At 66.3% G+C, this 17746-nt stretch carries 22 protein-coding genes, 1 tRNA gene and 1 pseudogene; 8 read left to right on the top strand and 16 right to left on the bottom strand.

Annotated features, from left to right (window positions below; all coding sequences use genetic code 11):
• Together A5781_RS25000 and A5781_RS12810 are read left to right on the top strand one after the other, a co-directional pair.
• A partial coding sequence (locus A5781_RS25000) for a hypothetical protein (RefSeq protein WP_197503818.1) occupies positions 1 to 154 on the top strand: 154 nt, incomplete at its 5' end.
• 62 nt (positions 155 to 216) lie between these two features.
• Positions 217 to 1020 carry a GAF and ANTAR domain-containing protein gene (locus A5781_RS12810; RefSeq protein ID WP_067206056.1) on the top strand — a complete coding sequence of 268 codons (804 nt, stop codon included), beginning with the start codon at positions 217 to 219 and terminating at the stop codon, positions 1018 to 1020.
• A 5-nt stretch (positions 1021 to 1025) separates the two neighbouring features.
• Here A5781_RS12810 and A5781_RS12805 read toward each other — a convergent pair whose 3' ends face one another.
• Both A5781_RS12805 and A5781_RS12800 read right to left on the bottom strand, forming a co-directional pair.
• On the bottom strand, positions 1026 to 1784 hold the full coding sequence (locus A5781_RS12805) for a GAF and ANTAR domain-containing protein (protein ID WP_067206055.1): 759 nt from the start codon (positions 1782 to 1784) through the stop codon (positions 1026 to 1028).
• Positions 1785 to 1826: 42 nt separating this feature from the next.
• Positions 1827 to 2534 (bottom strand): GAF and ANTAR domain-containing protein, encoded by a 708-nt coding sequence (locus A5781_RS12800; RefSeq protein WP_067206052.1) that lies wholly within the window; start codon positions 2532 to 2534, stop codon positions 1827 to 1829.
• Positions 2535 to 3219: 685 nt separating this feature from the next.
• Here A5781_RS12800 and A5781_RS12790 point away from each other — a divergent pair.
• The 3 genes from A5781_RS12790 to A5781_RS12780 all read left to right on the top strand — a co-directional run bounded on the left by A5781_RS12790 (position 3220) and on the right by A5781_RS12780 (position 6164).
• Positions 3220 to 4776, top strand: coding sequence for a succinic semialdehyde dehydrogenase (locus A5781_RS12790; RefSeq protein ID WP_067206045.1), 1557 nt, complete (start codon positions 3220 to 3222; stop codon positions 4774 to 4776).
• A 141-nt stretch (positions 4777 to 4917) separates the two neighbouring features.
• Positions 4918 to 5496, top strand: a complete 579-nt coding sequence (locus A5781_RS12785) for a cyclic nucleotide-binding domain-containing protein (protein ID WP_067206042.1) — start codon at positions 4918 to 4920, stop codon at positions 5494 to 5496.
• Between the two features lie 233 nt (positions 5497 to 5729).
• Positions 5730 to 6164: a DUF4383 domain-containing protein gene (locus tag A5781_RS12780; RefSeq protein ID WP_067206039.1), complete on the top strand. Its 435-nt coding sequence runs from the start codon at positions 5730 to 5732 to the stop codon at positions 6162 to 6164.
• Positions 6165 to 6182: 18 nt separating this feature from the next.
• Here A5781_RS12780 and A5781_RS12775 read toward each other — a convergent pair whose 3' ends face one another.
• The 4 genes from A5781_RS12775 to A5781_RS12760 form a co-directional block, all read right to left on the bottom strand.
• Positions 6183 to 7010 carry an isocitrate lyase/phosphoenolpyruvate mutase family protein gene (locus A5781_RS12775; RefSeq protein WP_067206035.1) on the bottom strand — a complete coding sequence of 276 codons (828 nt, stop codon included), beginning with the start codon at positions 7008 to 7010 and terminating at the stop codon, positions 6183 to 6185.
• Between the two features lie 107 nt (positions 7011 to 7117).
• A complete protein-coding gene (locus A5781_RS12770; protein ID WP_067206032.1) occupies positions 7118 to 7882 on the bottom strand; it encodes a cutinase family protein in 765 nt (254 codons plus the stop codon).
• A 92-nt stretch (positions 7883 to 7974) separates the two neighbouring features.
• The gene (locus A5781_RS12765) at positions 7975 to 8460 is read right to left on the bottom strand and encodes a pyridoxamine 5'-phosphate oxidase family protein (protein WP_067206029.1); all 486 of its coding nucleotides are present in this window, start codon (positions 8458 to 8460) and stop codon (positions 7975 to 7977) included.
• A gap of 47 nt (positions 8461 to 8507) precedes the next feature.
• Positions 8508 to 8792 carry a hypothetical protein gene (locus A5781_RS12760; RefSeq protein WP_231990697.1) on the bottom strand — a complete coding sequence of 95 codons (285 nt, stop codon included), beginning with the start codon at positions 8790 to 8792 and terminating at the stop codon, positions 8508 to 8510.
• Positions 8793 to 8958: 166 nt separating this feature from the next.
• Here A5781_RS12760 and A5781_RS26435 point away from each other — a divergent pair, with 166 nt between their 5' ends.
• From A5781_RS26435 to A5781_RS25875, 3 genes are all read left to right on the top strand, one after another.
• Positions 8959 to 9093: a hypothetical protein gene (locus tag A5781_RS26435; protein WP_255360818.1), complete on the top strand. Its 135-nt coding sequence runs from the start codon at positions 8959 to 8961 to the stop codon at positions 9091 to 9093.
• Positions 9094 to 9178: 85 nt separating this feature from the next.
• Positions 9179 to 9853, top strand: coding sequence for a DUF2510 domain-containing protein (locus tag A5781_RS12755; RefSeq protein ID WP_067206025.1), 675 nt, complete (start codon positions 9179 to 9181; stop codon positions 9851 to 9853).
• 23 nt (positions 9854 to 9876) lie between these two features.
• Positions 9877 to 10035, top strand: coding sequence for a hypothetical protein (locus A5781_RS25875; protein ID WP_197503817.1), 159 nt, complete (start codon positions 9877 to 9879; stop codon positions 10033 to 10035).
• Positions 10036 to 10062: 27 nt separating this feature from the next.
• Here A5781_RS25875 and A5781_RS12750 read toward each other — a convergent pair whose 3' ends face one another.
• The 10 genes and pseudogenes from A5781_RS12750 to A5781_RS12710 all read right to left on the bottom strand — a co-directional run bounded on the left by A5781_RS12750 (position 10063) and on the right by A5781_RS12710 (position 17687).
• The gene (locus A5781_RS12750; RefSeq protein WP_067206022.1) at positions 10063 to 10965 is read right to left on the bottom strand and encodes an alpha/beta fold hydrolase; all 903 of its coding nucleotides are present in this window, start codon (positions 10963 to 10965) and stop codon (positions 10063 to 10065) included.
• Positions 10966 to 11239: 274 nt separating this feature from the next.
• A complete protein-coding gene (locus A5781_RS12745) occupies positions 11240 to 11470 on the bottom strand; it encodes a DUF6400 family protein (protein WP_067206018.1) in 231 nt (76 codons plus the stop codon).
• A gap of 671 nt (positions 11471 to 12141) precedes the next feature.
• Positions 12142 to 12218: transfer RNA gene (locus A5781_RS12740), tRNA-Pro, on the bottom strand.
• A gap of 60 nt (positions 12219 to 12278) precedes the next feature.
• Positions 12279 to 12386: pseudogene (locus tag A5781_RS26200) on the bottom strand (hypothetical protein); the annotation flags it as partial.
• 103 nt (positions 12387 to 12489) lie between these two features.
• Positions 12490 to 13890: a ribosome biogenesis GTPase Der gene (gene der, locus A5781_RS12735; protein ID WP_067206015.1), complete on the bottom strand. Its 1401-nt coding sequence runs from the start codon at positions 13888 to 13890 to the stop codon at positions 12490 to 12492.
• Positions 13887 to 14573 (bottom strand): (d)CMP kinase, encoded by a 687-nt coding sequence (gene cmk, locus A5781_RS12730; protein WP_067206012.1) that lies wholly within the window; start codon positions 14571 to 14573, stop codon positions 13887 to 13889. The genes der and cmk overlap by 4 nt, the downstream gene beginning before the upstream one ends.
• Positions 14570 to 15313, bottom strand: a complete 744-nt coding sequence (locus A5781_RS12725) for a pseudouridine synthase (RefSeq protein WP_067206010.1) — start codon at positions 15311 to 15313, stop codon at positions 14570 to 14572. Before A5781_RS12725 ends, cmk begins: the two co-directional genes overlap by 4 nt.
• Positions 15313 to 16008 (bottom strand): SMC-Scp complex subunit ScpB, encoded by a 696-nt coding sequence (gene scpB / locus A5781_RS12720; RefSeq protein ID WP_067206008.1) that lies wholly within the window; start codon positions 16006 to 16008, stop codon positions 15313 to 15315. The genes A5781_RS12725 and scpB overlap by 1 nt, the downstream gene beginning before the upstream one ends.
• Positions 16009 to 16827, bottom strand: coding sequence for a segregation/condensation protein A (locus tag A5781_RS12715; RefSeq protein WP_067206004.1), 819 nt, complete (start codon positions 16825 to 16827; stop codon positions 16009 to 16011).
• On the bottom strand, positions 16824 to 17687 hold the full coding sequence (locus A5781_RS12710) for a ParA family protein (RefSeq protein ID WP_067206001.1): 864 nt from the start codon (positions 17685 to 17687) through the stop codon (positions 16824 to 16826). Before A5781_RS12710 ends, A5781_RS12715 begins: the two co-directional genes overlap by 4 nt.
• Positions 17688 to 17746 lie beyond the last annotated feature (59 nt).

The following is a 17746-nucleotide window of genomic DNA, read 5'->3' as shown; positions in this document are numbered from 1 at the left end:
CGAGGTGCGCCGCATCGAGCAGCAGGTGGCACACGAGGTGGTCGCCGAGGCCGACGTTCGGCCCCGCAACGTGGTCGTGCTCGAGCCGGGAATGATCCCTAAGACGCCATCAGGCAAGCTGCGGCGCGCCCATACGTTGACGCTCGTCGGCTGAATTCTCGAGAAGCGACGAAGAGTAGATTCGTAGTTCATCACGGTCCACGGGAGGAGGGCACGTTGACCGAGTTCGACGCCCAACCCGGTCGCAAAACGCCGCCACAGTCCGACCTCTCCCCCACCGAACGCGAGGCTGACGAGGCCGAGTTGTATGCCGGACTCAACCGCGTGGCCGGATTGGTGGCGGGCGCTCAAGGGGTGATGGACCTGCTGCAGGACGTCGCGGAGTTCGCCGCGCAGGCGATTCCCGGCGTCGACGGTGCGGGCGTCGCGTTGATCGATCCGCGCCTCGGGATTCCCAGCGCGCAGACCTGGGCGGCGACCCAGTTGCTCGTCCACGAGATCGACACCGTTCAGTACGAAGAGCTGAACGAGGGGCCGTGCATCACCTGCATGCAGTCGCGGCGACCCACAGTCAGCGGATCGCTGGGTAGCGACGGTCGTTGGCCGCATTTCGGCGGACGAGTCGCCCGGATGCGAGTCCACTCCGCCCTGGCGCTGCCGCTCATCGTCGGCGATCAGGTGATCGGCTCGATCAATGCCTACGCCGCCAGCCGCGACGCCTTCGCCGAGCACGCCGTCCGGTTGGGATCTCAGTTCGCCCGTCCAGCGGCGGTGGCGGTACACAACGCGCAGTTGTTGGCCAGCGCACATGAACGGTCGATGCGATTGCAGCGCGCGTTGAACAGCCGCGCAGTGATCGATCAGGCGATCGGCATCATCCGTAGCCGGTCGGGCAGCGACGCCGAAGAGGCCTTCGAACGCCTCTCCCGCATCAGCCAGGTTGAGAACATCAAGCTGCACGCCGTCGCCGAACGGTTGGTTGAGGACGCCGTGCGGCGAGCCCGCGCGCGGCACCGCTGAACCGGTTAATGCGGCCGCCCGACGGCGAGTTCGGCCAGGGCCGCCAGCAGGATCGGGCGAGAATCCCGATCGGTCATCAATCGGCTCGCAACGTCGGTCAGGCGTTGGCGTTGGGCCCGCGCATAGGTGCGCAACAGATGGAACGCCTCCTCGACCGGCACATCCAGCATTTCGTGAAGGAAGCCCTTGGCTTGCTCGATGATGACGCGGCTGGTCAGCGCGGATCGCAGCTGCGGCATGACGGCGGCGGGGGTCGGTGGGTGCTCCTGCAGAATTGCGACGCTCGCAATGTGGGTCAGCGTTTGGCCGACGAGCAGGTCGGCTTTGTTGAGCTCGCCGCTGCGGGTGCCGAATAACCCCAGCGCACCGAACACGATGCCGGCGGCCCGCATCGGCACCGCGTGCACCGAGGCGAAGCCCGCATCGAGCGCGGCCGGAACAAATCGCGGCCACAGCCCCATTGCCCGTTGAATGTCGGCAACCGAGACGGGTTCCCCGGTGGCGTAGCAGTCCACGCATGGGCCTTGGTCGGCCTGCAGCTCGAAGAGTTCGATCGCGCGGGCTTGCTGCGAAGTGGCGGCCAACAGACGGAGCTGACGGAGTGGATCGGCGAGCAGGAACCCAGCGGCCTCAATGTCGAGCAGCTCCGCGCAACGCTCCGTGAGCGCCGTCAGCAATTCGACCACGTCGAAGTCGTAGAGCAGGCTATCGACCATCGAGACGACGGCGTTCAGCACGCGGGTTTCCCGGGGGGTATCAGTCACGACGTGCCTCCTTTCAGAAATCTTGAGTCCGCCAGCCGCGCACTAGTCCGGCTCGAGCCTGATGCGACCGTCGAGGATGTCGCGGGCGACGTCGGTGGCGCTGCGATCGGTGGTATAGGCATGGGCCCTCAGCCGGACCAACGCCTCCGCAGGCTCAATCTCTAACTGGGCGACCAGCACGCCGGTGGCCTGGCTGACCTCCGCGTGGCTCAATACGTTGAGTTCGGCCCACGCATTGCTGTCGGGGTCGCTAACGGCGGCCTGCAAGTCCCCTTCCAACAAATCCAACAGCGGGATGGCGGCGAGCTCCGCGGCGGCGATCGCACCGACTAAGGCCTCGTCCGGCAGCGGGCCCGGCTGCCTCCGAAACAGGTCTAGTGCGCCGACGAATTCGCCGGCCACGACGACGGGTATCGCGTGGACGCCTCTGATTTCGTTCGTCACCATGGCGGTCCTATACGCGGACCAGCGAGTCTCTGCGGGATCGGCGAGGTCGACGACCAGAATCGGAATCCTCCGGTTGACAGCGTCCAGGCACGGTCCCTCCCCGAGGACGAACTGCAGTTCGTCGTACCCGCGTGCAACATTGCCGCTGGCGCCCAGGGTTCCCCCGCTAGCGCCGTCGAAAACGAGCGAAATCGCCGCCGCATCAACGTCGAGCAGAATCACGCAGGCCTCGCACAACCGGTCAGCCGCGTCTACCCCCCGCCGGCCATCGACGGCGGCGACGAGCTGCTCGTGGATCGCCACATTTAGCCGAACGGGGGCCAGCCGGCCGCAGAAGTGCCCGCGGATCTCGGCGAGGACGTCATTCGTCTACCCTTTCACCAATCGCGGCGCTTTACGAACACAACACCACCGTCATGGTCGGCGGCTAGCCTCGGTCCGGCAGTTATGAGATTCGCGTTGACCATCGGCGTCGGCAGGAGAATCGTCAACGTGATCGCCGGGACGATCTCCAATAGGTGGCCACAGCCCGCATACCACGACAGTTCGGGAGAGCAATGAGTTCGGAACATGCGATAGAGAAGGTGCCGCTGTCGGAGATCCGCGAAGGCGACATGCTCCAAGATCCCACGACGGGCAGGTGGATCAAAGTGACGCGCACAGCCGATGACACTGCAAGCGGGCCCCATCGCGTGTACTACGGCGACGGCGGTGAAGAGATCGACTCACGGTATGTTACGGGCCTCGTCAATCGCCAGGTTCGGGAGTGATCGAGAGCGCTCACGTGCCCGCTGGCAGGTGAATTCCAGCCGGGAGTAAAGGTGCTAACCACCTTGTGCTGCCACGAAATTCGGGTGGACAGCTCAGATGAACAAAGCGCTGTGCCGCGCCATGCGTTGGGGCATGACTCAGGCGTGCCCGAACCGTTGACGCGCCCCGGGCCTAGGCTGGTGTTTTGGACGCCTGCGCTTCTTCGGGAGGTAACAACATGCCCGCACCGTCAGCCGAGGTCTTCGACCGCCTGCGCCGGCTCGCCGCGATCAAAGACGCCGCCGCACGCCAGACCAAGACCATCGACGAGGTCTTCACCGGCAGGCCGCTGACCACGATCCCGGTCGGCACGGCCGAAGACGTCGAAGCGGCGTTCGCCGAGGCGCGGGCGGCTCAGGCCGACTGGGCGAACCGCCCGGTCTCCGAGCGCATCGATGTCATCAGCCGCTACCGCGACCTGGTCGTCGAGAACCGTGAGTTCCTGATGGACCTCCTGCAGGCCGAGGCCGGAAAGGCCCGCTGGGCGGCGCAGGAGGAGATCGTCGATCTGATGGCGAACGCGAACTACTACGTGCGCGTCGCCGCCGATCTACTGAAGCCGCGCAAGGTGCAGGCGCTGCTCCCGGCGATCGGCAAGACCACGGTGGTCTACCAGCCCAAGGGCGTGGTCGGGGTGATCTCGCCGTGGAACTACCCCATGACGCTGACGGCGTCCGACTCGGTGCCGGCGCTGCTGGCGGGTAACGCGGTGGTGTTCAAGCCGGACAGCCAGACCCCGTATTGCGCGCTGGCGTGTGCCGAGCTGTTGTACGAGGCCGGCCTGCCGCGAGCCCTCTACGCGATCGTGCCCGGGCCGGGCTCGGTGGTCGGCACCGCAATCATCGACAACTGTGACTACCTGATGTTCACCGGCTCGACCGCCACCGGCAGGCAGCTCGCCGAACACGCGGGCCGTCGGCTGATCGGCTTCTCGGCCGAACTCGGGGGCAAGAACGCGATGATCGTCGCGCGGGGCGCCAACCTCGACAAGGTCGCCAAGGCGGCCACCCGCGCGTGCTTCTCGAACGCCGGCCAGTTGTGCATTTCCATCGAGCGGATTTACGTCGAGAAGGACATCGCCGACGACTTCGTCGGCAAGTTCGGTGCCGCGGTGCGGAACATGAAGCTGGGTACCGCGTACGACTTCTCGGTCGACATGGGGAGCTTGATCTCCGCGGGTCAGCTGGACACGGTGACGGACCACGTAGACGATGCGAAAGCCAAGGGCGCCAAGGTGATTGCGGGCGGTAAGGCGCGACCCGACATCGGGCCGCTGTTCTACGAGCCCACGGTGCTGGCCGACGTCACGCCGGAGATGGAGTGTGCGGCCAACGAGACGTTCGGGCCGGTCGTGTCGATCTACCCCGTCGCCGACGTGGATGAAGCCGTCGAGAAGGCCAACGCCACCGAGTACGGGCTCAACGCCAGCGTGTGGGCGGCCTCCTCCGCGGAGGGCGAGCAAATCGCCGCCCGGTTGCGGTCGGGAACGGTCAATGTGAACGAGGGTTACGCATTCGCATGGGGCAGCCTCAGTGCGCCGATGGGCGGGATGGGTCAGTCCGGCGTCGGCCGCCGACACGGTGCCGAGGGTCTGCTCAAGTACACCGAGTCGCAGACGATCGCAACCGCGCGCGTGTTCAATCTCGATCCGCCGCTTGGCATTTCGGGGACGCTGTGGCAGAAGTCGCTGGTCCCCGTCGTGCGCGCGGTGATGAGGCTTCCCGGGCGGAACTGACCACAGCCGGTCTTTCACAACTACCGCATCCGGTTCTGTCGGCGGGCCGGCCTAAATTGCGTCGCAGTCTTCTGCCCTCTGTATCGCAAATCCGCGTTACGCTCCTCGATGTAGCGTCACATCGCACGTCAGGAGTCCGCCATGAAGGCCGACGCGAAGCAATATGAAGAAGACGCTCGTCGGTTACGCCAGTACGCCACGTTCGATAACTTCTCCGACGCCGACCTGCTGCGTCTCGCCCGAGTAGCTCATCGCACTTCGACGTCGGCCCCGTTGCCGCTGATTCATGAGCAGACGCCGTCGGACTCCTGCTACATCCTGCTCAGCGGGGAGGTCGGCGTGTACATGGGCCGGGACCGCGTCGCCGTGCTGGGTCCGGGCGAGGTGATCGGCGAATCGGCGCTCCACCGTGGGAAGCTGCGTTCTGCGACCGTTACGACGATCGGGCCGGCCGAGGTCTTGCGTATCGAACGTGCGGATCTCGCCACAATGCTCGACGAGATACCGGCACTTCGCGAAATCATTGACGCATCCGTGGCGCGACACGTGCCTGTAGAGCTGCCGCCGAAGCCAAAACCACCGCGCACGAAGTTGGGCGCCTCAGTCCGCACCGAATTGGTTGAGCGGTTTGAGCAGACCGCCGACAGCGCCGGTGTGGACGTCGCGACCGCGGTTGAGGACGCGCTCACTCAGTGGATCGAGCGGAACAGCACAGCGTAGTCATTGCGGTCCAGCCATTGCCTCTGGTCAATTTGGGACCACCTGCGTGTTCAATCTCGTTCCGCCCCTTAGTATTCCGGAGCCAATGGGGCGGAAGTCGCCGCTGGGCGATTGTGTGGACGGTGCTTAAGCGCCCCGGCCGGAACGGACGGCTCGTCCGCCCTCCCCCGTTGACCGCGATCTACTACCGCGCGTAGTATCCGGGTATCCCGCCGTGCACAAGGGGGTGCAACGTGAGGTGGAGTTTCGCCCAGATCGGGCTGCTGATCATCTGCGCCTTTCACGTCGTTCAGGCCGTGATTGGGCTCATTCTCAATCCCAGCTTCGCGACCGGCCCAACCGCGCGGACCGTCCAACTACTCGGGATGGACTACAACGGCTGGCATGCCGTCGCCGGTCTCGCGCTGTTCGCTCCGGGCCTGGTGTTCGCGCTGCGCAAGTCCTGGGCCGTGCTTTATCTACTGCTTGCCGCGATAGCCGGTGCGCTGCCGGGCATTTGGGCCTTCTTCTCACATCAGGTGGCCTTCATCTTCACCTTCCCCAACAACATCACCGACGCGGTGGTGCACCTGGTGACCGCGGGGGTGATGGTCGCCGTGGCGGCCGCGCAGATCCGGCTGGATGGTGGACTGAAAAACTCGCTCGCCGATCTCCGGAAAGCGCGGTAGCCCCCTCCGGCCCGGACACTATTCGGTGAACAGCGCATTCAGCTCGTCGAAGCTCGCGGCTCCGGTTAGTCCCTCGAAGGACCCGCCCTCAATCAGCTTCCGCGCGGCGGCCAGGAACGCACCCCACGCGACCCGACTGAAAGCAGAGCCGACGCTGATCCGTCGCACCCCTAGCTGCGCAAGGTCCGTCACCGTCAGTCCCGTGTCGGAAGACACCAGAACGTTGACCGGATACGGCGCCACAGCGTCAACGAGAGTGGCGATGTCCTCTTTGGTACGGATCCCCGGTGCGAACAGCACCTCGGCTCCCGCCTCGGCGTAAGCCTGCAGCCGCCTGATGGCCTCGGCGAGGGGGTCGGGGTGGCGGTAGAGGAAGCATTCCGCGCGGCCGGTCAGCATGACGTGGGCTCCCGAGGCGTCGATCGCCGAACGCGCAGCGCGGACCCGATCGGTCGCCTCGGCCAGCTCGAAGAGCGGTGTGCCGGCGATGCCGGTGCCGTCTTCGATAGAGAGGCCGGCCACGCCGGTGGCCACGCAGCGCGCCACATTGTGCGCAAGCTCGTTCGCATTTCGGGCATAACCGGCCTGGAAATCGGCATTGACGGGCACACTGACCGCAGCCACTATTTCGGCGATGTTGTTCAGTGCCTCGTCGACGGAGAGCGCGGTCACCGTGTCTGGCAGACCCCGCGCGAAGCACAGTCCGGCGCTCGTAGTGGCCAGTGCAGGGAAGCCGAGCTTTGCAAGCGCGATTGCCGAACCGGCGTCCCACGGATTCGGGATGAGAAAACAACCCTGTTGATGTAGCCGGCGAAAACGGTCTCCAACGGCGTCGCGTGACTCCACGACCCGATTATGCTCGCGCCCACGTGAACTCGCCACGCCGCCGTCCGGTCCAACCTAGACGCGAAATAACCTGTGCACCTTGGTATTCAAACGAGGCCGGGCCGCGATTAACCGGGAACGCCTGGGAACCCGGCGGCGGTCGTCGGCGCGCCGGGAGCGGCGCCCGCCGGCCCGCCGGAAGCCCCGCCGATACGACTGGCCGCAAACGCCGCACCCTGCTCGATCATTGCCGTGTTGGTCGAGTACGTGTCATGTGCGGCGAAATTCATTCCGTCGGAGCAGATCGGGTCCCCCTGGGCGCATACCTGGATGGTCTTGGCCTGATAGAGCGGACCGATGACGACCGGTGGCTCGCCGAAGAAGTTCATCGCCTTTTCGCTTGGCAGGGCGAAGAGCACGACCGACGAGACGTGGTTGGCCACCTCGGGGTCCAACGGTTTGGGCACGGCCGCCGGATCGATTCCAGCCGGTACGGCGGCCGAGGTGACGAAGCCCATCACGGCAGCGCCTTGGGAATAGCCGCCGAGCACCATCTTGGTATTGGGGCAGTCGTGCGCCATCGAAACGACATGCGCGCCCACGTCTCTGATCCCTTCCTCGCCAGCGTTCGTCCAGTCGTGGGTGGCGGGGTAGTTGACCGGATAGACGTCGAGCGATTTTGCGCCAACGCGCGGGCGCAGGGAGTCGATGAACGCCTGTCCGGTCGGGCCAAGACCCGGCGGGTCATCGGTACCGCGGGCGAACAGCACTTGCACGTCCGGACAGGGATCGGCGGAGACAACCGGGAGGGCAGAACCGAGGACCGGAGCGCTGACGCCCGCCACCGCGAGGACCGCGGAGGCAACGAAATGGGGTATGTGACGTGCGGTCATGGCGGTGTGTGCCCAACACGTGCGGTTTTTAAACCACAACTTTTCATGCGCTGACCCGCACTAACTGGGCAATTGCGAGTCAGCCGGCCCGGCTAGCCACCCGTGACAAGGTCCGCGAGGAACGCGGGTAACCGCCCGGCGCCAAAGTCATAGAACCGCGCCCAAAGCGGCTCGATCGAGATACGCACCATCTCCCTATACGTCGACCGCACGTTGCGTTCGAACTCGGCAAGTTGCGGTTCGTCCATTGAGCTCCTCGCCGCCGCGAGGTACTCCTCGGTGACGCCGTCGACGGTTTGCAGTGTGGCGAGCCCGCGTACCAGGAGGGCCTTCGCCTCTTCCGGCGTGGAGCCGGTGTCGATCGTCAGTGCCACTTGCGGACGTGCCGAAAGCGCTCGCGCTTTCGGGGCGGTCGGTGCGGTGGAGACAACGATGCGTTCGCCGGTCCAGTAAAACCCGACCGGGACGACTCGCGGGAAGCCATCGTGTCCGTTGTACGCGAGCCGGGCCATGGAGCCGGAGAGCAGCTTCTGGGCCCCGGGGAGGCCGAGCTCCCGGGCCAACTCCTGGGTATTCATCACACCCGCAGTCCTACCCGGTAGGCCCCGGGCGGGACACCTCAGTGCTACTCGGGCTCACCGATGGCGCCAAGGCGCTCGCCCACCCGAGCCAGTGCCTGGTCGAAGATCTCCACCTTCTCGCCGCGCTTTTCGTTGGCGGGCTGGGCGGAGCCGCGGGCGGCTTCGGCCTCCACCCGAGCCGCACCCCGACGCCGCAGAAGGCTGAAGTTCTTGTCGCGCGCTTGCCTGAGCCGGCTCTGCAAATCCTTCAGCGACTTCTCGTCCATGCGATTGAGAGCCTCGGGATGACTCTCGCCGATCAACGAGCTTTCCTGCTGGGTCAGGTTCACATGGTTGCTCACTCCTAGATTCATAACCGGGACCGGCCACACCGGCGCGTCGAATGTCGGACGTCTCGCCGAACTGTCACGCCTGGGCCATCTCGAGTTCATATCTGGCTTCGGGTCTTCAGATCGTGCCGCGGCGGGTAGTCCTTCCGTCGACGAAGGAGGTTGCATGGGCAGGCATTCGATGAAGGACGACGACGAGCCCAAGGGTGGCCGCCCCGGTCCCGCGGATCACGGGGGCGAGGGTGGAATGGCGACGCGTGAGAACGCGCCGGAGCTCACCGAGCCGGACCGCGAGGACTGAAGGACGAGCTCACCGGAATGGGTCCGTTTCGAGCGGCCGACACGGCGGGTAGCCGAGAGGTCTCACTCACGACGAAAATGGATAGATGCCATTCGAACAGGCGCCGCCCCCGCCCAAATCGGCGCCGGGTTGGTACCCCGATCCCGCGGGGGTAGGCCACGGGCTGCAGCGGTACTTCGACGGCACCAGCTGGACCAGCGAGTGGGCGTTCGCCGCGGAACCGCCGAAGAAAGACACTCCCGGGAAGGCGGCCCTGGCCCTGGCGGCTCTGGGCTTCCTCGTCCTCCTCATCGTCGTCGGCAAGACCTGGGTTTTCGATCCGAAGAAGGACGGCCAATCGACCCCGAGCAGTTCGGCCACGGCGGGACCGCCGACCGAGGCGGCGCCGTCGACGACGGCCGGACCCAAGAAGCCGGACGGCGTCACCTTCACGACCGCTCCGGGCCCGAGCGGCGACGTGGTCGACGCCCGATTCGCCATTCGTGACAACTACACCGAGCAGATGATCAAAGACGGTGCGCGGGCGGACACCATCGACATCCTCAAATACGCGAGGGCGACCTATCCCGACGCTTCCGCGGTGAACGTGCAGGGCACCTTCCCGATGACCGACCCGTACGGCAACACCTCGACTCAGGTCGCCATCGACCTCACGTATTCGCGAGCAACGTTGAACAAGATCAACTTCGACGGGATCACCAAAGCCAGCATCTGGGAGATACGCGATTCCGGCACTATTCTTCCGGCCTTTCAGCCGTAGACCGGTGGGCGGATAATCGCCTCGTGTCCACCGAAGCCCCAAACCGACCACCGGCCGAACCGAAGCCCCCGCGGGTGCGCACCACGCCGGAGGATTTGGAGAGGTACGGCGACGAGGAGCAGATGCGCGCGGCGTCGGACGAGGGCCGGCTCCGCGACGAGCGACCACCGCATCACGGCTGACTCACCGCTTTCCCGACGACGAGCAGTTCAGCCCGTGGCGACGCGGTCGATGTGGGCGAGGAAGTGCGTCAACACCGCATCGGGTGCCTCGAGTTGCGGCCAGTGTCCGATGTCGTCGGCGAGCATCACCACATTCGGTTCGGGTATCACCTCGGCATAGCGACGCGCCATGTGAGCACCGGAGTTGGGGTCGACCGGCCCATCGATCAACCGCATGGGGACCGCGGTCTGCCGCATGGCCCGCACCCACCGGTTTCGGTGCGTGTAGCGATCGTTGATGAAACGGCCGACTTTGTGCAGCACCCGACGGCCATCGTTGTAGTCCAAGATCTGGTTGAACACGTCCATCATGTGCCGGGTCGGCTTGGTGTTCGGGCCGAACATTTCGCGCAGCGTGGGCTCCAGAAGCCGGCGGGATACCGGACTGCCCTGCACGTGACTGAATACGTCACCCAACGGGGTGCCAGACATCAGCTTCTGCGCCGTTCTGGGCTTGTATGCCTCGATGAACATTCCTCCGTTGAGCCAGGTGATGGAGTCGATGCGCAGCGCGCCATAGGCTTGCTGACCGAACTCATGACGAGCCAACATCTCCTGGCCCACCGAATCGCCGATGTCGTGGGCCAGGATGTGCACGTTGCGGATGTTCAAGTGGGCCAACAACCCTTCGTGCATGTCGGCGTGGTCCCCCACCGAGTACTCGTAGGCCACCGGTTTCTCGGAGAACCCCATGCCGATCATGTCCGGTGCGATGACGGTGAACCGTTGCGACAGTGCCGGCCAGATCCGCGCCCAGTCAAAGGAATTGAACGGATAACCGTGGATCAGCAGCAGCGGAGGCCCGCTGCCCTCTACGCGGTAGAAAATGTCGAAGCCGAGGTAGTCGAAGTACTCCCCGGCCGCCAGCCAGCGTTGCAGTTCAGCGTCCATGGGGTCATCATCCCCTCGGCCTCAGCGCATCGCTTGGCTCGGGCTGTGATCTACGGGGGTTCAGGCGGTGCGCCGGCGCGTGCGGTTATGCGTGTCGGTCGACCAGAGATGACCGCAATCCGAGCACTGTAGGTGCACCAGCGTTCCCCTGTTGCTCAGCAGGTACTGCCAGTGCGTATCGCAGTTTCGCCGGTCCCGGCAATCACCACAGTTGGCGCGGTGATCGCAGCGCGGGCAAGGCAGCCATGCGCGGCGGCTACGGTCGGCGGTCGGATCAATCGGTAACACGATCAGCCGTCCGTGAGGGCAGGACGCCGGCGCGGACCAGCTCGTCGTAGACCCGCTGCTGCTCCGCGTCCAGATTCGAATACAGCATGTCGTAGGCCTGCTGTTCCTCGGCGAGCACGGCGACAGGATCCCAGTCCTCGCCTATCGCTTCGAGTACCGCGCTGCGTCGACGCGCCTCGTCGAGGGTCAGGTCATAGGCGAAGTCAAGGTTGGCCATCGCACTCCCAGCCGTTAGATACACAAACGAACGGCGGTTAGGATGCCCTAATTGACGCTGGTCAGGCTATGACGCGCATCACTTTCACCGGTAAGAGTTCGTCACATTGGGCCCCGAGTCAGTGTTGTCGCCCGTTTTGAGCACGGCTCAGGGAGAGTTCCTGAATGGACACGCGGCGGTAGCGAATACCGGAAACCGTCCCGGATGGTCGTTTGCTGAGATTTGCCCCCGATCGGCGAGTGCGGCGCCGAAGCGAGCCGGGCAGTTTAAAACTCCGGGTCAGGGTCAATGCTTGAGGTCTCATACTTCTTGATGGGAGGGCCTTCGATGAGAATTCGTGTTCGCCGCGTGGTGGGCGCCGTCGCGGTGGCGTTAGCGCCCATGACCTACATGGCAGCGGTCTCTCCGGGGATGAGCTCGGCTGAACCCCCGGATTGTGGTCCTGGCAACTGGTGGAACCCGGGAGCCAACGCCTGCCAACCCGTAACGCCGCCGCCACCGCCGGATTGCGGTCCTGGCAACTGGTGGAACCCGGGACCCAACGCGTGCGAACCGGTAGTGCCACCCCCACCGTCGTAAGCCCGGTCAGTCCAAGCGGCTTCGCTCAATTGCGTCGGGGGTAGCAACCACAGCCGCTCTGGGGGCTCGGAACCAAAATGCGCTCTGACCTTTGGTCGGGCTGACAGGATTTGAACCTGCGACCACTTGACCCCCAGTCAAGTGCGCTACCAAACTGCGCCACAGCCCGGATGCCGCCCGCATCGGCGGCAGCAGGTCGAAAGCCTACCGTAGACGACCCGCTACTCCCCTAATCGACCTTCCCCAACCGGGCGGCGACCTCGTCGACCCAGTTCAGCAGCGCCCCGGCGAGTTCGGCCTCGCGGCCGTAGAACCGCTGCGCGGCCGTGCGCACAGTACGATTCGGCGACCATGAGGCGAATCGCAAACGCGATTCGCGGCTGGTGTTATCAAGCTTGAAAGCCGCCGACTGACTCCGATGGAGACCAAAGATCCAAAGCTCAGCGCCGCTTGGTGCCCCGCTTTTCGCGCACCCGCACGTTGATCCGGATAGGGCTGCCCTCGAAACCGAAGGCCTCGCGCAGCCGCCGCTCCAGGAAGCGCCGGTAGCCGGCCTCCAAGAACCCCGTGGTGAACAGCACGAACGTCGGTGGGCGGGCGGTGGCCTGGGTGGCGAACAGGATGCGCGGCTGCTTGCCTCCGCGCACGGGAGGCGGCGTCGCCGCCACCAACTCTTTGAGCCACGCATTCAACGGACCCGTCGGAATACGCATATCCCACGACGCCAACGCGGTCTCCATCGCGGGCACCAGCTTCTGCACCGCGCGGCCCGTCCGGGCGGAGATGTTCACCCGCTGCGCCCAGCGCAGCTGCACCAGCTCGCGGTCGATCTCGCGCTCCAGCAATTCGCGCCGGTCCTCGTCCACCAGATCCCACTTGTTGAAGGCCAGCACCAGCGCCCGGCCGGCCTCGATGACCATCGACAGCACGCGCTGATCCTGTTCGGTCAGCGGCTGCGAGCCGTCGATCAGCACCACCACCACCTCGGCCGAGTCGATCGCCGAGTGGGTGCGCACCGAGGCGTAGAACTCGTGCCCGCTGGCCTGGCCGACCTTGCGTCGCAGGCCCGCGGTGTCGACGAATCGCCACACCTTGCCGCCCAATTCGATCAGCGAGTCCACCGGGTCCACGGTCGTCCCGGCGACATCGTGCACCACCGAACGCTCGTCCCCGGCCAGCTTGTTCAGCAGCGAGCTCTTCCCCACATTGGGTTTGCCGACCAGCGCGACGCGTCGCGGGCCGCCCGGTGCGGGCGCCGCCTCGGACACCTCCGGCAGCGCGGCCAGCACCTCGTCGAGCAGGTCGGCGACGCCACGACCGTGGATCGCGCTGACGGCGTGCGGCTCGCCGAGGCCCAGCGACCACAGCCCCGCCGCATCGGCTTCGCCCTTCTCGCTGTCAACCTTGTTGGCGGCCAAGAAGACTGGTTTGCCCGAGCGCAACAGGATGCGGGCGGCCGCCTCGTCGGCCGCCGTGGCGCCGACCGTGGCGTCGACCACCAGGATCACCGCATCGGCGGTGCGCATGGCCACCGACGCCTGTTCGGCCACCAACTGTTGCAGGCCCTTGGCGTCGGGTTCCCACCCGCCGGTGTCCTGCACGACGAACCGGCGGCCGGTCCAGAGCGCGTCGTAGGACACGCGGTCGCGGGTCACCCCGGGAATGTCCTGCACCACCGCCTCGCGCCGGCCAAGGATCCGGTTGACCAACGTCGACTTGCCGACGTTGGGCCGCCCGACCACCGCCACGACGGGCGCGGGACCGGCCTCGGCCAGCTCATCGAGCCCGGATTCGACCGATTCCCAATCGCTTTCATCGGTCCAGGTGCCATCGGAAGTCACCGCACCGCCCCGCTTCGCTGCTCGACCAGCTCCAGCAGGTGGTCGATCACCTGCGCCTCCGTCATCTCGCTGGTGTCCACCACCACCGCGTCCGCCGCGGCGCGCAGCGGCGACACCGCCCGGGTGGAATCCAGATGATCGCGCCGTCGGACATCGGCCAGCACCGCGTCGTAGTCGCCGGGCAGCCCGGCCGCGACGTTCTGGTCGTTGCGGCGCCGCGCGCGGGTTTCGGCCGACGCGGTCAGGAAGATCTTCACGGGAGCGTCGGGCAGGACAACGGTTCCGATGTCGCGTCCCTCGACGACGACGCTGCCGGACCCCCCGGCCATTTCGCGCTGCAGCCCAACGAGTCGGGCGCGCACGGCAGGGACCGACGACACCGCCGACACCGCGCGGGTGACCTCGTCGCCGCGGATCTCGACCGAAACATCTTCTCCCGCAAGGAAGTAGCGGCCACCCTCGGGGTGGTAGTCCACCGACAGCTGCGCCGTCGACCCGATGCGCCCGACGGCTTCGGCGTCAGTCGGGTCGACGCCCGCGCGCAGTACCGCCAGGGTCACCATCCGGTACATCGCACCGGTGTCCAGGTAGCGGGCTCCCAGCGCGCGCGCCAATCCCCTTGATACCGATGACTTTCCGGTCCCGGCGGGTCCGTCGATGGCAACGACCACATCAGCACTCACAGGCCGACCGCCTTGTAGAGCTGCCCGACCTCGCCCTGGTTCAGCGCACGGAAGCTGCCCGGCCGCTGCTTGCCCAGCGACACCGGTCCGATGTCGGTGCGCACCAGCGCCTCCACCGGAAAGCCGACCGCGGCCAGCAGCCGGCGCACGATGCGATTGCGCCCCTCGTGCAACACCACCCGCACCAGCGTCTTGCCCGGAATGGCGTCCACCACGGCGAATTCGTCGACGCGCGCGGGGCCGTCGTCCAATTCGATTCCCGCCTTGAGTCTTTTGCCCAGCCCGTGCGGCACCGACCCGGTCACCGTCGCCAGGTACGTCTTGGGCACCTCATGGGAGGGATGCATCAGCCGGTGCGCCAGCTCGCCGTCGTTGGTCAGCAGGATCAGGCCCTCGGTGTCGGCGTCCAACCGCCCGACGTGAAAGAGGTTCTTGTTGCCGCGCACCTTGCGTTCCACCAGGTCGCCGATGCATGGCCGGCCGCGATCGTCCGACATGGTCGAGTGCATGCCACGCGGCTTGTTCAGCGCCAGGTACACCAGCGACTCGTCGAGGATCACCCTGGCGCCGTCGACACGGATCACCGAGGCGTCGGGGTCGACCCGGGTGCCCAGCTCGGTCACCACCTGCCCGTCGACCTCGACGCGGCCGTCGATGATCAACTTCTCGGCGGCCCGGCGCGACGCAATTCCGGCTTGGGACAACACCTTTTGCAGGCGGATCCCCTCAGTCTCGACCATCAATCCTGGTCCACGTCGAACGTCAGCGCATGCTCGGGCGCCCGACCGCCCGACAGCTTGATGAAACGCGGCTCACTGTCCAGGGATTCGCTCAGATCCTCGATCGTGTCGACGTCGGGCAGCAGCGGGGCGATGTCGGGAAGGTCGGCGAGCGACGTCAACCCCAACCGCTCCAGGAACAGGTCGGTGGTCGCGAACGTGACCGCGCCCGTGTCGTCGTCGACCCCGGCCTCGGTGATCAAGCCGCGCGCCAACAGCGTGCGCATGACGGCATCCACGTTGACTCCGCGGACCGCGCTCACGCGCGCCCGCGTCACCGGCTGGCGGTAGGCCACCACGGCCAGGGTTTCCAGCGCCGCCCGGGTCAGCTTGGACCGCGCGCCATCCAGCAGCAGCTTCTCCACGTATGGCGCGAATCGCGAGCGGGTGTACATCCGCCAGCCCTCGCTGGTTTGGCGCAAATCGATGCCGCTGCCGCGTTCGGTGAGTTCATCGGCCATCTGCTGCAGCCGGGCGGCGACGCGGTAGACGGGTTGCTGCGTGGCCGAGCCCAGTGCCTCGGCGGTGACCGGGGTGTCGACCACCAGCAGCAGCGCCTCCAGCACGGAGCCGAGTTCCTCGGCGTCCATGGGTGCCGCCTCGGCGATCTCCGGGATACCCGCGTCGAGATCGACGTCGGGCTCGTACTCAGTCATCTATTCGTCCCGCACTTCTACCAAGGCTTCGCTGGCCGGACGTTCCCCGGTCCAAGAAATCTGGAGCACGCCAAGGGGCTCCGACTGGTCGAATGCTACCGCCCGGCTCCGATACAACTCGAGCAGCGCCAGGAAGCGCCCGACGACCTCCATCGGCGCCTCGCAGTCGGCGACCAGCTCGGAAAACGTCGCCCAGTGGCCGCTGCCGCGAGACTCCAGGATCGCCAGCAACTTCTTGGCCTGCTCAGGCACCGATACCTGCACCTCGTGCAGGTGCCCGATGGCCACCGTCGGCGGCGCGGGACGCGGGCTGAACGCGATCGCGGCGATCTGGGCGAACCGTTCGGCGTCGACGCCCAGCATCACCTCCGGCAGCAGCTCGGTGAACCGGTCCTCCAGCGCCACGGCGCGCGGGTAGCTGCGCAGGGCCGTGGCCTCCAGCTCGGCGAACATCTCCGCGACGTGCTTGAACGCGCGGTACTGCAGCAGCCGGGCGAACAGCAGGTCGCGCACCTCCAGCAGCGCCAGGTCCTCTTCGTCGTCGATCTGGCCGGCGGGCAACAACCGGGCGGCCTTGAGGTCGAGCAGAGTCGCGGCGACCACCAGGAACGCGGTCGTCTCCTCCAGGTCGAGCTGGGAGCCGATCGCGCGGGTGTAGGCGATGAAGTCGTCGGTGACCTGATGCAGCGCCACCTCGGTGACGTCGAGGCGGTGGGCGAAGATCAGCTGCAGCAGCAGATCGAACGGCCCCTCGAAGTTGGTCAGGCGGACTTGAAAACCGTTCTTGGGTGGCGCCTCACCGTTCGCGCTGGCCGTCACGCGCCGAATCGGTCGATGAACTCGCGGGCCAGGGCGCGGTAGGCGACGGCACCCGTAGAGCGCGGGGCCCAGGTGGTGATGGGCTCGCCGGCCACGCTGGTCTCCGGGAATCGGACGGTCCGGGTGATGACGGTGTCGAACACCAGGTCACCGAACCGCTCCACCACCCGGGCCATCACCTCACGCGAGTTCACGGTGCGCGGGTCATACCGGGTGAGCAGGATCCCGCTGATTTCCAGCTTGGGGTTGAGCCGGTCGCGCACCTTGTCGACGGTGTCCGTCAGCAGGGCCAGGCCGCGCAGTGAGAAGAACTCGCATTCGGTGGGGATCACCACGCCGTCCGAGCAGGCCAGACCGTTCACGGTGAGCAACCCCAGCGACGGCTGGCAATCGATCAGGACGTAGTCGTAGCGGTCCAGCACCGGATGCAAGGCCCGGCCCAGCGTCTGCTCGCGGCCCACCTCATTGACCAGCTGGATCTCGGCGGCGGACAGGTCGATGTTGCTGGGCACCAGGTCCAAATACTTGATCCGGGTTTGCATCAGCACATCGTCGATCGACACACGCGGCTCGACCAGCACGTTGTGGATGGTCTTCTCCAGCTCGTAGTGCGGGACGCCGAGCCCGGCGGACAGCGCACCCTGCGGGTCCATGTCCACCAGCAGCACCCGCCGGCCGTATTCGGCGAGCGCGGCGCCCAGGTTGATCGTCGACGTGGTCTTCCCGACGCCGCCCTTCTGGTTGCACATCGCGACGACCTTCGCCGGGCCGTGCGAGGTGCGCGGCTGCGGTTCCGGGATCGCCCGCGGCGGCCGCCCGGTCAGACCGAGCTCGACACCGCTGTCCGGCTGCTCGGTCATGGCGGGGGTGTGCGGAAGGTGAACATCGACCGAAAGTCTAACCGGTTGACGCGCCGAAG

Source organism: Mycobacterium sp. 852002-30065_SCH5024008, assembly GCF_001665645.1.
Lineage (GTDB): Bacteria > Actinomycetota > Actinomycetes > Mycobacteriales > Mycobacteriaceae > Mycobacterium > Mycobacterium paraffinicum.
Note: the sequence above shows the minus strand (reverse complement) of the source record. Positions and strands in the feature narration are given on the sequence as shown.

Coding starts and splice junctions, on each gene's coding strand:
- A5781_RS12790 (WP_067206045.1), top strand. CDS start 3,220: ATGCCCGCACCGTCAGCCGAGGTCTTCGACCGCCTGCGCCGGCTCGCC.
- A5781_RS12785 (WP_067206042.1), top strand. CDS start 4,918: ATGAAGGCCGACGCGAAGCAATATGAAGAAGACGCTCGTCGGTTACGC.
- A5781_RS12770 (WP_067206032.1), bottom strand. CDS start 7,882: ATGACCGCACGTCACATACCCCATTTCGTTGCCTCCGCGGTCCTCGCG.
- A5781_RS12765 (WP_067206029.1), bottom strand. CDS start 8,460: ATGAATACCCAGGAGTTGGCCCGGGAGCTCGGCCTCCCCGGGGCCCAG.
- A5781_RS26435 (WP_255360818.1), top strand. CDS start 8,959: ATGGGCAGGCATTCGATGAAGGACGACGACGAGCCCAAGGGTGGCCGC.
- A5781_RS12755 (WP_067206025.1), top strand. CDS start 9,179: ATGCCATTCGAACAGGCGCCGCCCCCGCCCAAATCGGCGCCGGGTTGG.
- A5781_RS12750 (WP_067206022.1), bottom strand. CDS start 10,965: ATGGACGCTGAACTGCAACGCTGGCTGGCGGCCGGGGAGTACTTCGAC.
- A5781_RS12745 (WP_067206018.1), bottom strand. CDS start 11,470: ATGGCCAACCTTGACTTCGCCTATGACCTGACCCTCGACGAGGCGCGT.
- A5781_RS12725 (WP_067206010.1), bottom strand. CDS start 15,313: ATGGTCGAGACTGAGGGGATCCGCCTGCAAAAGGTGTTGTCCCAAGCC.
- scpB (WP_067206008.1), bottom strand. CDS start 16,008: ATGACTGAGTACGAGCCCGACGTCGATCTCGACGCGGGTATCCCGGAG.
- A5781_RS12710 (WP_067206001.1), bottom strand. CDS start 17,687: ATGACCGAGCAGCCGGACAGCGGTGTCGAGCTCGGTCTGACCGGGCGG.